Below are 13,835 nucleotides of genomic sequence, written 5' to 3'. Positions count from 1 at the left end.
CATAATGACTATTTGTCAAAACTGTGGAAAAAAGTGGACTTGGTTTGATTCATTAAAGAAATTATTAGTAGTTAACACAAGTATGAAATGTCATCATTGTGGCGAAATTCAATACCAAAGTAGTTCATCGAGAAATACGATATCTTTATTTATATTATTTCCAATTATCATAATTCCAGTTTCAATACTATATGATTTATCCTTAACTTCTGTACTGCTATTAGAGTTTGCGTTAATACTTATGGTTTTGTTAGTCGTGCCATTATTTTTGAAATTAACTAATAATAAAGAACCCTTATGGTAAAGCGGCAAATTGTTAAACTATTATTGGAATTAAAATAACTGGAGGTGTACCTATGAACGATTGGCCAAAAGGTGTGGCAAAGCCGGGGATTCGAGCGCTCAATTCTGCAGGATTGTATACAATTGCTGACTTATCTAAAATTGAAGAAAAAGAATTAATGGCATTACATGGAATGGGAAAACGAACCCTTGAAGTATTGAGGAAGGAAATGGAACAACAAGGGATTAAATTTAAAAAAGACTAACAAAATGGGAAAGTCCTTCATTTTGCTAGTCTAGTAGATTAAGCTTTAGAAAGTACTGATTCAATTTCAAAACGTAATTCATCTGCATCTAGTTCACGTGGATATTGGAATTCTCTGTTATCGATAAAGATTGTAGGTACCATTGTGACTTTACGTTCGATCGCTTCACCCAATATATTCAAGCTAATTGATGTGTTTTCAGGACGCTCGATTAGGCCGTATTGTTCCTGAAGCATTTTTTTGATCTCTATATTTGATAATTTGTCCCACTCACTTTGAGTAGCAAATAATTCTTTGATTATTTCGCGCGTTTTATCTTTTTCACTATAGTGTAAAAAAGCGTTAATCAGTGCACCATTTAAAAGCATTTCTCTTGGTTTGTCGAAATGCTTAATCACAAATTCTACTTTGTCTTCAATTATGTAAGGTGTTAATACATCTTCAGCCATTTCATAGAAACTTGCACAATATGGGCATGTTAAATTCAAAAAAACTTCAACTTTAACAGGTGCTTTTTTACTTCCATAACTTCAATAAGCATTCTCAATACTCATATGATCACATCCTATTTAAATATCATTTTATTAATTATAATTAATCCAAGGAGTATTGTCGAGTTTAATAGATTGAATATTTGCACAGAGTAAGAGGAGACGATTAATTTACATAAGTTCTTGACATATTTCTTATATCCTCTATGTTGTTAGTAGGAGGGATAAATATACTATGAATTTGAAAGTTCTATTGCTTCGAATTATTACCACGATTGTTTTTATCGCAGGAATCTATATAGTACAAGTGGAAAATGGTGCAAGTTATTATTATTTATTAACTTTAGCAGCGTTTGCAGCATTTTTCTATATTGATGATTACGCAAAAAAGCATAAAAGAAAACAGGGGAAAAGCTATTCTATTTAGGAATAGCTTTTTATTATGTTTAATATTTAATAGAAGTTAGAAAAATCAAGTGAAATTTTATACTTTTACACACAGAACTCACTAAATAGAGTAAAATAATTCTTGAACGACAAAAAATAATACATATAATAGAAAAGTGGAGGTGAAAATTATGGAGCTGCGTTTTGAGGTGGAAAATCTAGAAATTTTACGATCAGCATACTATAAAGATTTTTTCTTTGAGAAAATAAAAATTTTTGCGAAAACGATGAAATATGAAAAGAATGAACTATTTCAATCTGAAATACACGGGAGATTTTTACTAAATTTAGTTGAAGCCCTCATGGAACTGATGAAATCGAATGAAGCACAAACTTTTGACTCTATTGGTGAACATAGAAAATATGAAATTTACTTACAATCTGATAAACTAAACATCGAAATTAATGAAAACCAACAATCTCTCCAAAAGTATACTTACCCGATAGAAGATTTTATCAATGCTTTAGTCCATGAAATCAAGAACTATTTACAAAAGATAAAAAGGTTAAATCCCCGTATTGTCCTAGAAGATCAATACCAGTTATTATCAAGCTGTACTTTCTATTTCGATAAGGCTTCTATATTAGACTTTAATAGTTCCAAATTTTGACCTCACTTCTATGAAATTATATAATTGCTTCATGAGAGTTGAAGGAGTGAGTCTTTTTGGATAATGAATGGGCATTTATGGTTGATGTTACAGAACATTTACGTAAAACAATGGAAGAAGCAGACACCCATATACAGAAAGAAACCCGAGATGGAGAAGAATATGTTACATTGAAATATAAGGATTATAAAAGATTACTTGAATTTTATCTCAATGAGCATTCTACAGACATAAGATTTTAATAGAAAAATTGAGAAAAGCTCGTTTCGATAAGGAAACGAGCTTTTTATTAGTGTGCTATATGTGTAGCTTCGGTAGCATCTTGCCGGTCTTTTTTGGTGATACATAATTTAAGTAATGGTGGTGTGACAATTGTTGTAAAGACAATCGCGATAATCATAGGTGTGAAATATTCTTGAGAGAATAAGCCATTTGAGTAACCAATATTTGAAGTGATCAAGGCTACTTCACCTCTAGATACCATTGCTGTACCGATTAAGGTTGATGACATCATGTTGAAGCCTGTAATTTTGGCACCAAAACCACCACCGATGATTTTTGTAATAACTGAGACAATACACAAAATAACGATTAACATGATATGGTCTCCAATTCCTTTGAATGTAACGGATAAACCAATGCCTGCAAAGAAAACAGGTATGAAAATAGCACTAACAGATGGGGAAAGCTTATCTTCAAATTGTTCACGATGTTTGTCACTTGCTAATGCTAAACCAGCAAAGAATGCACCGATGATATTGCTGATGCCCATGTATTGTGCGAAATAAGAATAAGTTAAGCATAGAACGACAGCAAAGACCATTGCTAAATCTGGAATTTTAAATTTATCAATAGATTTTGATATCGCAGGGACAATCTTCCAGTTACATAGGATGATGACTGCAAAGAAAAACACTTGTTTCAATAGTACAATTGAGATAGAAGCTCCACCACCAATTGTGATACTCATAACAATAGCAAGTAGGATTAATCCAATAATGTCATCTGCAATAGCAGCTCCAAGAACTGTTGCGCTTTCTCGAGTATTCATTACTCCAAGTTCACGGAATGTTTGGACAGAAATACTAACGGATGTTGCTGTTAAAACAATCCCTAAAAACAATGAGTGAGATGGATCCATTCCAAATCCAATCCCTGTTAAATAGCCACCAATTAGAGGAAGAACTACCCCGAATGAGGCAACGGATAAAGCTGATTTCAAGTTTGAAGTTAAATCTTTGAGATTAGTTTCAAGTCCTGCAAAGAACATCAAAAAGATTACCCCGAGTTCACTAAATGTATGTAGCATTTTATTATCTTCTAGACTATCTACAAGACCTAAAATAGCTGGACCGATTATTATCCCTGCAATAATTTCCCCAAGGACACTTGGTTGTCCAAATTTAGTCGCTATATATCCGGCTATTTTAGTCGCCAAGATAATGATCACAAGTTGAATGAGTAATTCCATAAATCCACCCTCCAGTAGAAGAAAAAAGAAAAATTTAAAGATTCAAACAATTCAAAACCCACTAATAGGAATGAAATAAATCTTTTATAAAACAGTATGTTCCTATAATATCACACTTTTAGGGTTGATAGATATATAAATATATCTTACTTTCAAAAATACTGTTTTCTATATTTAAATAGATAACCTTTTTAAAGATGATGCATACAATATTAGTGTATCCATCTAAATACCAACCGTAGCAATTCTTCTGTCCATATTCACAGGAGGGGACCAGATGAAATATGGAAATAAAAAATTAATTCAGAAACTCTATAAAGAGCAAATGAGGAATAAGAGAGAAAAAGAATTGAATTTTTTTGAAATGATTTTGCTGGTTCTAGTTGTTGCAACCTTATTTGCATTAAAGCATTTCTTTGGATAAAAAATAACGGCTATACCGTAAGTAAGAAAGTCCAACTTATGGTATAGCCTTTTCTATGTTTAGAATTCATTACAATTATAAAAAATGTCGGATGACAGCCATTGAAATGACCCCAACAACGACTGTAGTCGATAAACTTTTGGTCCATAAAGCAATAATTAATGTAGGGATGAATGCGCCCAAAATTGGCCAATTAAGTTTTACGAATGAACCCTCCGTATTAAGCAAATTCTCCACTACTAAAGCACTTAATATGCAAATAGGAATAAAGGATAGCCATTTTAATACAACATCCGGCATCTTTACGCTTCGTACAAAGATAAAAGGAATTATCCTTGGAAGCCATGTAACAAATGCACAACCGACTATCACCCATAGAATAGTTGTAAAGCTCATCGATCAATCACCACCCCAACTGTTGCTACCACAATGGTTGAAATCAGTACGGCTAAATGTGATGGCATAAAGAAAGAAAAGACATACATGCATAGGGCGATTAAACCGATTAACACTAAATTCTTTGCAAGCTTGGATTTACCAACACTTTGCAATTGTAAAACAACTAAAGCAACAAACATGGCAGTTAGTGCGAAATCAAGACCCCATTTTTCAGGATTTGCTACCCATTGACCTAAAAAAGCACCCATTACACAGGCAATAATCCATGCAAGATAAGCGGTTATATTCAACCCATCCATCCATTTGCCATTTAGTTTTTTCGTTTGCATAACCTTCGTCACTGCTACGCCAAATGTTTCATCTGTTAGCAACGAGCCAAATCCGATATTTCTCATAACAGAATACTTTGTAAAATGAGGAGCAAGTGTTAAACTCATTAGAAAGTGTCGAAGATTCACGATGAAAATAGTGAAGATAATCGCAGACGGGGGAGTACCGGCAATCAGTAAAGCGCAAAAAATAAACTGAGCAGAACCTGCATAAACTAATACAGTTAAAAGTGCGATTTCAGTTAAGCTTAAACCAGAAGCAGCCCCAACCACACCAAATGCTAACCCAATACTTATGTATCCAAATAATGTAGGAATACAATCTTTTATCCCTTGAAGAAAAGAATCTTCATGATCCTGAAACCTCGTATCTGCGGTTTCATAAGGATTACTCAAAGTCTATCACCTCTAACAAAATCATATTCATCTAATCATACACTATACTTTTATGAATTCACAATACATTCAGAAAAGTTAAGATACAAATCTTTTCCATAACATGGAGGAGAAAAAGTACATTTTGGCAGAAATAAGACAGATAAACCTAATTTCGATAAAATGTTTACCAACAGATTTCAAGTAAATGAATGATTACTCTATAATTGGCAGGTGGACAGATGGCGTTAAAAAGAACCATTCGCATCTTTACAATGATTGTCATATTAACTGTAGCAGCATTTCCATTCTATATTCACTTTGAAAAAAAACAAAAATATGCTGATACGCTAGACTATTTAATGGTAGAGAAAGAATATTACGATAGTGACATGCAAAGTATTAAGGTCTTCCACTCGATTCCCGGCATTTTATCAAAAAGCCAAGATGAGTGGACAATCCAAGTGGTTTTCAATGACGAACCAAATGCGAAATACTTTTATCAAGTAAATGACGGAAAAGTAATTCAGACAAGTTGGTCGGGGAGTACGGAGAATGATATTTATATGCATTCAGAAAGTGTGGAGTGCGGTCCTTTTGGAAACTAAACTTTAAGAGCTAAATTCTAAATAATACGGCTTAGCGGAAAATATGTGTTAATCGCACATAATTATAGCTAAGTCGTATTGTTATTTTTAGTAGTAATGGATGTTTGACGTAGTGTATAAAAAATTATTTGCCTTATAACCATGACCGTTATTAGGGAGGACTCATTCCACAACTGTGTAACAATAAATAAAACCTTGCATACCATAAAATATAAGTGTACTCTTATATAAGAGAATTGTTATATAAAGAGGTGATATAAATGAATCAGCAATCGATAATGGAAAAACAACTAAAAGCAGTTAGTGATGCTAACCGATTAAAATTGTTAGCCAGTTTAAAGAATGGCGAGGTATGTGTATGTGATTTAGTTGACATATTACAGGTTTCTCAGCCAGCTGTTAGCCAACAATTACGAAAATTAAAAGAGGCTAATATTATCCTAGAAAGAAAAAAAGGGACTTGGAAGCACTATAGGTTAAATGAAGTTCAAGCCCCTTATATCAAGGCTATCATCGATGAATTGGAGCCTATATCATTAAATAATTGTGCTTGTACTATTGAAGAAGGTGAGATTTAAAATGGAAAAACCATTAACAAAACAGTTATCTTTTCTAGATCGTTATTTAACATTATGGATTTTCATTGCAATGGGATTAGGTATAGTACTAAGTATTATTGCTCCAAATTTTAAGGATACATTAGATAAACTATCCGTCGGTACAACATCTATTCCTATTGCAATTGGTCTTATTGTTATGCTTTATCCTCCACTTGCTAAAGTGAAATATGAAGAAATGTGGAGAGTCTTTAAGGATTGGAAGGTACTATTACTTTCCTTAATACAAAACTGGCTTTTAGGACCATTTTTAATGTTTTTCTTAGCAATTATTTTCTTACATGATTATCCAGAATATATGGCTGGGCTTATCATGATTGGAATAGCACGTTGTATTGCTATGGTAATCGTATGGAATGAATTAGCACGAGGCGATAGTGAGTATGTAGCTGGCTTAGTTGCTTTTAACTCTGTATTCCAAATTCTATTCTATTCAACTTTTGCTTACTTCTTTTTGAATGTAATGCCAGGTTGGTTCGGTATGGAAAACTTATCCGTTTCAATTTCTATGTGGGAAATCACAAAAAGTGTTCTGATTTATTTAGGTATCCCATTTGCTGCAGGCATTCTAACACGTGTAATTGGTATTAAATTAAAGGGAAAAGATTGGTATCAAGAAAAATTAATTTCTAAAATTTCACCATTAACATTAATTGCCTTGCTATTTACCATCGTTATGATGTTCTCATTAAAAGGGGATAAAATTGTTGCTTTACCATTAGATGTATTACGCATTGCAGTGCCTTTATTGATTTACTTCTTAATTATGTTTGTTGTGTCATTCTTTGCATCCAAGAAAGCCGGTGCAAGTTATCCAGTAACAGCAGCACTTTCGTTTACCGCTGCAAGTAACAACTTTGAATTAGCAATTGCAGTGGCTGTAGCCGTATTTGGTATTAATAGTGGTGAAGCATTCGCCGCAGTTATTGGACCATTAGTTGAAGTACCTGTTCTGATAGCGCTTGTAGATGTTGCGTTAAAATGGCAGAAAAAATACTTTAAACTTAAGTTATAGAGGAGTATTTAAGATGAAAAAACTATACTTTTTATGCACAGGAAACTCTTGCCGTAGCCAAATGGCTGAAGGATTTGGAAAAAAATATTTAGGGTCTGAATGGGAAGTACGCAGTGCTGGTATTGAAGCTCATGGATTAAATCCAAATGCAGTCAAAGCAATGGCAGAAGTCGATATTGATATTTCTAAACAACAATCTGAAATGATTGATCTAGAATATTTAAATCATGCGGATTTAGTTGTTACTTTATGCGGGGATGCTGAGGATAGATGCCCTATGACTCCACCACAAGTAAAACGAGAACATTGGGGATTCAATGATCCAGCAAAAGCAACAGGAACAGAAGAAGAAGTTTGGCAAGTATTCCAAGAAGTACGTGATGCTATCGGTAAACGTATTGAAGAATTTGCTAAAACAAATGCCTAGAAATTCTAGGTTTTGTTTTTAAATTATATATAAGAAATTGCTTATTTAAGGAGAGAAAGCAATGAAAAAAATTGAAATCTATGACCCGGCAATGTGTTGTGAAAGTGGTGTATGCGGACCATCCATTGATCCAGAATTATTACGTGTTTCATTTATTGTAAAAAATCTTGGAAACAAAAATTATCCAATTATACGTCATAACCTATCAAGCAACCCACAGGCATTTGTCGACAACATACGTGTAAATGAAATGCTTAATTCTTTAGGTGTAAATGAGTTACCCTATGTATTTTTAAATGGTGAGTTAATGATGACTAAGCGCTATCCAACGAATGAGGAGTTTGCAGAATGGACAGCTCAAGAAATCTCAGAATTAACTAAAAAGCCGAAAGTACGATTATCCCTAAATACAAAAGGTGGCGGTCTGTAGTGGAGCGCTTTACAAAACAGTATTTTCCTAAGACAAAATATCTCTTTTTTACTGGTAAAGGTGGTGTTGGTAAAACATCTGTTGCAAGTAGCTTAGCATATTCAGTTGCTCGTGATAAAAAGCGTGTTTTACTAATCAGTACGGACCCAGCTAGTAATTTACAAGATATCTTTGGTCAGCCATTAACGAATCAACCTTACTTGATTCAAGGCACTGATTCGTTATACGCATTGAATTTAGATCCTGTGCAGGCTGCAAATGATTATAAAGAACAAGTAATAGCACCATAAGAGGTAAATTGCCTGATGTAGCAATTCAATCCATGGAAGAACAAATGTCTGGAGCTTGTACTGTTGAAATTGCTGCTTTTAATCAATTTTCAGCATTATTAACAGACCAAAAGGTACAAGAAGACTTTGACATGATTATTTTTGATACAGCTCCTACAGGTCACACGTTACGCTTACTGCAACTCCCAATGGCCTGGAGTGGGTTTTTAGCGGATAATTCATCCGGAGCTTCATGTCTTGGACCTCTAGCTGGATTAGAAGGAAAAAAGCAAATGTACAAAAAGGCTGTTGATGTTTTATCAGATGCCAATCAAACTACATTAATACTTGTTACACGTCCTGATACTAATCCATTAAAAGAGGCTGCAAGGGCATCAAAAGAACTTTCGAATATTGGAATTCGCAATCAACAGCTAATAGTTAATGGATTACTGGAGGTTTCAGATTCAGAAGATGTTTATGCTACTGCTTTCCATAAACGACAATATTCAGCTATCGTAAAAATTCCGGTAGAATTAGCTAAATTACCTACTTATACCTTACCACTTGTTCCGTACACAATTACATCATTAGAAAGAATGGGTGCTTGGTTCGATAATACATCCATCAATGAGTTCTCATCAGAAACAACAAGTGAGGGTTATCCATTTAATCCGTTATCAATTCACAAGTTAATTGAGGAAATCATTGAAAACCCTAAACGTGTTATTTTTACAATGGGAAAAGGCGGCGTTGGTAAAACCACAGTTGCGACTCTTGTTGCTTTAGGACTTGCAGAAAAGGGCGAACATGTACATTTAACAACAACAGATCCTGCAGCACACATTAAGTGGACGCTAGGTGATAGTAAACCAGAAACATTAACAATTAGTAATATTGATCCGAATACGGTTTTGGAATCTTATAAAAAAGAAGTATTACAAAAAGCAAGCGAATCAATGGATGAGGAAGGGCTTGCCTTTGTACGAGAAGATTTAGAATCTCCTTGTACCGAGGAAATAGCTGTATTTAGAGCTTTTGCAGAAGTTATCGAATCACATCCAAATGAAATTATCTTAATAGATACGGCTCCAACTGGTCATACACTGTTGTTACTTGATTCAACGGAAAGCTATCATAAAGAAATAAGTCGTTCTTCTGGTGAAGTTCCGATTGCTATACAGCATTTGTTACCTACATTGAGAGATAAAGATAAGACATCGATACTTATTACAACATTACCTGAAGCAACACCTGTTTATGAAGCTGAACGTTTACAAAGTGATCTAAAACGAGCTGGATTACACGTTTCCCACTGGATTGTGAATCAATCATTTCGCAATATAAAAACAGTGGATCCTTTACTATCTCAAAAAGCAAAACATGAGTCTAAATGGTTAAAGAGAATCACTTCTTTATCAAATAATCATACTGTCTTAATTCCTTGGAGTCTAAAAGAACCAACAGGATTAGATGGATTACACATATTATTGGAGGAAAAATAAAATGAACATGACTGAAAAAGCAAAAGAATATATCTTAAATGCAATGAAAGAAAGTAATGCAGATACACTCCGCTTTTATGGAATTGCGGGATGTTGTGGTATGAATTTAGCAGTTGGACTTGTACCAGCTGAAGAAGGCGATCAAATAGAAATGGTTAACGATGTAAAAATAGCTATCATGCCTGAAATTGCTCAAGAATTAAAAGGCATCACTATAGATTTAGAAGGACAAAACGGAGAAATGGGCTTGGTATTAGAAGGATATGCACCAAGTTGTGGATGCTAAGGATATAAGATGACTGTTAATCACGGAAGCACATTATCGATAGAGTATTTTATTCGTTATTTAGAGCTGGTGATCAGAGCAAGACAAATTTCTTTAAAAGAAGCAAGTCAATATATGAGTGAGCATTTTTTTAAAGATAATCTTCAATTGTATGGTTAAAATACTGCTTTACATTTTAAGCAGGCAATACAACAAATAGAAAAGGAGGAGTGTTAAATGAAAGAAATTAAACTGTTTACTACAAATCAATCTTCATGCTGTGGTGCAGAAACTACTACTCCTTGCTGCTGTTCCTCACCTGAAGCTAAGGTAGTAGAATCTCCGAGCCGAGAACAATTTAATTTGGACTTACCAGTAGCCATTATTGGTGCAGGGCCTGTTGGGCTTGCTGCAGCTGCAAATTTAGCAGTACAAAAAGTACCTTTTATTGTTTTTGAGTCGGGTCAAAATGTAGCTCAAAATATTCGTAATTGGCAACATGTTCATCTGTTTAGTCCTTGGAAATACGATATAGATAAATCTGCACGAAAGTTATTAGAAGAATCTAATTGGAAATCACCTCAAGATGATGTTTTACCTACAGGCAGAGAACTAATAGAACAATATTTAGAACCATTAAGTGAATTACCTGTGATAAAAGAATGGATTCGTTACAATTCAAAGGTTGTTTCTATTTCTCGTAAAGAAAATGACAAAATGAAATCGTTAAATCGTGAAAAACAACCATTTGAGATTTATTTAGAACGAAATCATAATATGGAGATAGTAGAAGCTCGCGCAATTATTGATGCAACTGGTACCTGGGGAAATCCAAACCCAGCCACATCCAATGGTGTTTGGCTTAACTCTGAAAAAGAATGCCAAAATCATATTGAATATGGAATTCCAAACGTTGCTCAGAATACTACTCGCTATGCAAATAAAACTATTGCAGTGATTGGTGGTGGACATTCCGCCATTAATACATTGTTAGAATTAGCAGATCTACAAATCAAATATCCAAGAACAAAATTAATTTGGATATTACGTAAAAAACAAGTATCTGATGCTTTTGGTGGAGAAGAAAAAGATGCGTTGGCAGCACGTGGAGCTTTAGGTACTAGAATACATTCATTAGTTGACTCAGGTAAAGTTGAAGTTTATACGCCATTTTTCACAATGCAAGTCAAATCAATGAACGAACAAGTGGAGTTAATAGGTCGTTACAAAGATGAAATTGTTTCCATTAAGCAAGTAGATGAGTTAATTGTTAATGCAGGTAACCGTCCAGATTTCTCAATTGAACAAGAGCTTCGATTATCTATTGACCCAGCTACAGAAAGCGTAGAAGCACTTGCACCACTAATTGATCCGAACGATCACAGTTGTGGTACAGTTCGCCCTCACGGAGAAGCCATTCTTCGTCAACCAGAACAAGGTCTTTATATTGTTGGAATGAAGAGTTATGGTCGTGCACCGACATTCTTAATGGCAACTGGATATGAACAAGTACGTTCAATTACGGCTTATCTCGCAGGCGATGTTGAAGCCTCAAAACGAGTTGAACTTGATTTACCTGAAACTGGGGTTTGTAGTATTAACCTAAACAATACAAGTTCTTCTTGTTGTTAGTATCGCTAATCTGGAATTATAAGAAAAGAAACCATTGTAAGTAGATATAATGGTTTCTTTTCATTCAGTAATACTGTTTAATGTTATCAATAAAACATTAATGTAGTGGATAGGGGGATTTCTTATGACGGATAATATACAAATCAGAAAGATGTTAGATACAGACTGGCCTATAGTAAAGAAAATTTATTTAGAAGGTATTGCTACGGGAAACGCTACTTTTCAAACTGAGGCACCATCTTTTGAAGAATGGACAACATCACATGATTCTACATGTAGATTGGTTGCTGTAATCGAAGATTTAGTTGTTGGATGGATTGCACTTAGTGCAGTATCTAAACGGATAGTATATAAAGGAGTTGGAGAAGTAAGCATCTATGTATCAACACAAACAAAAAACAAAGGGATAGGAACGGTTTTATTTTCAAAGTTGATAGAGGAAAGTGAAAAACAAGGATATTGGACATTACAATCTTCAATTTTTAAAGAAAATATTGCAAGTATAAAACTACATAAAAAAATGGGCTTCCGTGAAGTTGGATACCGAGAAAAAATAGCACAACATAATGGAATATGGAGAGATGTTTTATTATTGGAGCGTAGAAGTAAAATTTAGAAAGAGGTTTACTTCTTATTGTTTACGTTAAAAAAGCAAAGAGAACGTTATCCGAGATTGCGATTTTATTAAGAGGCACAGCGATAATAAAAGTTTCAAAGACTTCAATATTAAGATGATGTAAGGATGATGATTGTGGTTGCCGAGTAAATTAAAGGTTAATGACTATAAGGTATAGAGGTTTTATTAAGTGACTGTCATTATTTGAGAGTTTTGAATATGTAAAGTGTTGATTTGTAAATAAAGTTGAATGACTGTTATTGTTCGAGCAATAGATGCTAAATGTACACTTTCAGGTAATGTGGGTTATTGACTATGCAAATACCCACCCATGTCTCAGGAATCAAGGATGATTCAAGGACAGAGGAGTAAGTATAATATCAATTGGTGTAACTTTCAGTCCAAAGTTGGGAACCGATGATGCTGCTGTTTATACCTGAATTTCTTCATCTTGTCATTTGCTTCATGCGTATGTAGTTTCGCCCACATACATCATGACAAGTACCATTGGCCTTAACCAATCGAAACTCCATCCGAACCGTTACTGCAAGAAGCCGTTCCCGCTCCTCTAAGACTCACAATCCGGTCAGAAAACAGCAGTAAAGACCTTGCCTAATGATTGCTACGATGATTTTCTGCATCGGCTCAACTCACCTTACCTTACCTATTATTTTACGTGACTTAAGGGTAATTTCACGAATATTCTTTTAATAGTTTTTCCATGTCGAAACTATGAAACGACAGCTTTTTGACAGAGCGTGCGTCTCTGATCCATAGGGATTTATCCATTGTGTAGTTAATACAACCTTTTGAATAATAAATTGCAACTATTAACTTTAAAATAATTAACAATGAGAGTTTTTTTGAGAATAAACAACATTTATTAGGTGAAATTTGGATTAATAAAATTCAATGAAGTAAATATGATTGGAGAGTAAATAAATATATTTTCAGATAGCGGGACAAGATTAACAATTAGCAATCTCTCTAGTGTATTTTGTTGGCTCAGGATATTCTTGTAAATATTTTAATTCTCCTAATAGAGAAGAGTGTTAAGGTAAATAAAAAATACGCAATCAGTAACTTTAAATAACTAGCTGCCTACGTCTACTATATGAATATGAGGGAAAAATACTTCTTACTTATGCAGATAAATAGGTTAGTAGTAAAAATATGCCACAACTTCTAGAGATTACTTAAAGTTTACATTGGTCTATACAATGAAAATGTAACATAACGAAAAGCTATAAATTAACCATCCCCATGAAATTTTCTCTAAGTATATTTTAAATAACTATACTGATATTAACTATACTGAATTTAGAATTGTTTTAAATAATATAAGCAATAATAGAA

At 33.9% G+C, this 13,835-nt stretch carries 19 protein-coding genes and 1 pseudogene; 16 read left to right on the top strand and 4 right to left on the bottom strand.

The genetic code is table 11. The features are described 5' to 3' along the window. Nucleotides 1-4: 4 nt before the first annotated feature. Nucleotides 5-304, top strand: coding sequence for a TIGR04104 family putative zinc finger protein (locus ACWV26_RS11160; RefSeq protein WP_455894836.1), 300 nt, complete (start codon nucleotides 5-7; stop codon nucleotides 302-304). Between the two features lie 52 nt (nucleotides 305-356). Further along, nucleotides 357-548 (top strand): hypothetical protein, encoded by a 192-nt coding sequence (locus ACWV26_RS11155; RefSeq protein WP_455894835.1) that lies wholly within the window; start codon nucleotides 357-359, stop codon nucleotides 546-548. 38 nt (nucleotides 549-586) lie between these two features. On the opposite strand, the pseudogene ACWV26_RS11150 reads toward ACWV26_RS11155, so the two are convergent. Then, a pseudogene (locus ACWV26_RS11150) lies at nucleotides 587-1,063 on the bottom strand (thioredoxin domain-containing protein); the annotation flags it as partial. 211 nt (nucleotides 1,064-1,274) lie between these two features. Here ACWV26_RS11150 and ACWV26_RS11145 point away from each other — a divergent pair. The 3 genes from ACWV26_RS11145 to ACWV26_RS11135 all read left to right on the top strand — a co-directional run bounded on the left by ACWV26_RS11145 (nucleotide 1,275) and on the right by ACWV26_RS11135 (nucleotide 2,339). Then, nucleotides 1,275-1,466, top strand: coding sequence for a hypothetical protein (locus tag ACWV26_RS11145; protein WP_455894834.1), 192 nt, complete (start codon nucleotides 1,275-1,277; stop codon nucleotides 1,464-1,466). Between the two features lie 151 nt (nucleotides 1,467-1,617). Then, nucleotides 1,618-2,097: a hypothetical protein gene (locus ACWV26_RS11140; RefSeq protein WP_455894833.1), complete on the top strand. Its 480-nt coding sequence runs from the start codon at nucleotides 1,618-1,620 to the stop codon at nucleotides 2,095-2,097. 56 nt (nucleotides 2,098-2,153) lie between these two features. Continuing rightward, the gene (locus tag ACWV26_RS11135; RefSeq protein WP_455894832.1) at nucleotides 2,154-2,339 is read left to right on the top strand and encodes a hypothetical protein; all 186 of its coding nucleotides are present in this window, start codon (nucleotides 2,154-2,156) and stop codon (nucleotides 2,337-2,339) included. Nucleotides 2,340-2,386: 47 nt separating this feature from the next. Here ACWV26_RS11135 and ACWV26_RS11130 read toward each other — a convergent pair whose 3' ends face one another. Then, on the bottom strand, nucleotides 2,387-3,568 hold the full coding sequence (locus tag ACWV26_RS11130; RefSeq protein ID WP_455894831.1) for a cation:proton antiporter: 1,182 nt from the start codon (nucleotides 3,566-3,568) through the stop codon (nucleotides 2,387-2,389). Nucleotides 3,569-3,845: 277 nt separating this feature from the next. On the opposite strand from ACWV26_RS11130, the gene ACWV26_RS11125 reads away from it, so the two are divergent. Continuing rightward, nucleotides 3,846-3,992 (top strand): hypothetical protein, encoded by a 147-nt coding sequence (locus tag ACWV26_RS11125; protein ID WP_455894830.1) that lies wholly within the window; start codon nucleotides 3,846-3,848, stop codon nucleotides 3,990-3,992. 75 nt (nucleotides 3,993-4,067) lie between these two features. Here ACWV26_RS11125 and ACWV26_RS11120 read toward each other — a convergent pair whose 3' ends face one another. Then, a complete protein-coding gene (locus tag ACWV26_RS11120; RefSeq protein ID WP_455894829.1) occupies nucleotides 4,068-4,388 on the bottom strand; it encodes an AzlD domain-containing protein in 321 nt (106 codons plus the stop codon). Next, nucleotides 4,385-5,116: an AzlC family ABC transporter permease gene (locus tag ACWV26_RS11115; protein WP_455894828.1), complete on the bottom strand. Its 732-nt coding sequence runs from the start codon at nucleotides 5,114-5,116 to the stop codon at nucleotides 4,385-4,387. Before ACWV26_RS11115 ends, ACWV26_RS11120 begins: the two co-directional genes overlap by 4 nt. Before the next feature lie 221 nt (nucleotides 5,117-5,337). Between ACWV26_RS11115 and ACWV26_RS11110 the strand changes: the two genes are divergently transcribed. From ACWV26_RS11110 to ACWV26_RS11065, 10 genes are all read left to right on the top strand, one after another. Continuing rightward, entirely contained in the window at nucleotides 5,338-5,703 is a 366-nt protein-coding gene (locus ACWV26_RS11110; protein ID WP_455894827.1) for a hypothetical protein, read from the top strand. 260 nt (nucleotides 5,704-5,963) lie between these two features. Next, nucleotides 5,964-6,281 (top strand): ArsR/SmtB family transcription factor, encoded by a 318-nt coding sequence (locus tag ACWV26_RS11105; RefSeq protein ID WP_455894826.1) that lies wholly within the window; start codon nucleotides 5,964-5,966, stop codon nucleotides 6,279-6,281. Nucleotide 6,282: 1 nt separating this feature from the next. Beyond that, nucleotides 6,283-7,335 carry an ACR3 family arsenite efflux transporter gene (gene arsB, locus ACWV26_RS11100; protein ID WP_455894825.1) on the top strand — a complete coding sequence of 351 codons (1,053 nt, stop codon included), beginning with the start codon at nucleotides 6,283-6,285 and terminating at the stop codon, nucleotides 7,333-7,335. Between the two features lie 13 nt (nucleotides 7,336-7,348). Next, nucleotides 7,349-7,762, top strand: coding sequence for an arsenate reductase (thioredoxin) (gene arsC / locus ACWV26_RS11095; RefSeq protein WP_455894824.1), 414 nt, complete (start codon nucleotides 7,349-7,351; stop codon nucleotides 7,760-7,762). A gap of 61 nt (nucleotides 7,763-7,823) precedes the next feature. Then, entirely contained in the window at nucleotides 7,824-8,192 is a 369-nt protein-coding gene (gene arsD / locus ACWV26_RS11090; protein WP_455894823.1) for an arsenite efflux transporter metallochaperone ArsD, read from the top strand. Continuing rightward, the gene (locus tag ACWV26_RS11085; protein WP_455894822.1) at nucleotides 8,192-8,482 is read left to right on the top strand and encodes an ArsA-related P-loop ATPase; all 291 of its coding nucleotides are present in this window, start codon (nucleotides 8,192-8,194) and stop codon (nucleotides 8,480-8,482) included. The genes arsD and ACWV26_RS11085 overlap by 1 nt, the downstream gene beginning before the upstream one ends. Nucleotides 8,483-8,490: 8 nt before the next feature. After that, on the top strand, nucleotides 8,491-9,966 hold the full coding sequence (locus ACWV26_RS11080) for a TRC40/GET3/ArsA family transport-energizing ATPase (protein ID WP_455894821.1): 1,476 nt from the start codon (nucleotides 8,491-8,493) through the stop codon (nucleotides 9,964-9,966). 1 nt (nucleotide 9,967) lies between these two features. Beyond that, entirely contained in the window at nucleotides 9,968-10,252 is a 285-nt protein-coding gene (locus ACWV26_RS11075) for a Fe-S cluster assembly protein HesB (RefSeq protein ID WP_455894820.1), read from the top strand. Between the two features lie 216 nt (nucleotides 10,253-10,468). Beyond that, on the top strand, nucleotides 10,469-11,863 hold the full coding sequence (locus ACWV26_RS11070; RefSeq protein WP_455894819.1) for an NAD(P)-binding domain-containing protein: 1,395 nt from the start codon (nucleotides 10,469-10,471) through the stop codon (nucleotides 11,861-11,863). 124 nt (nucleotides 11,864-11,987) lie between these two features. Beyond that, nucleotides 11,988-12,479 carry an N-acetyltransferase family protein gene (locus tag ACWV26_RS11065; protein WP_455894818.1) on the top strand — a complete coding sequence of 164 codons (492 nt, stop codon included), beginning with the start codon at nucleotides 11,988-11,990 and terminating at the stop codon, nucleotides 12,477-12,479. Nucleotides 12,480-13,835 lie beyond the last annotated feature (1,356 nt).

It is taken from the genome of Rummeliibacillus sp. JY-2-4R, from assembly GCF_053847205.1.
This window is presented reverse-complemented; position numbering and strand designations above follow the sequence as displayed.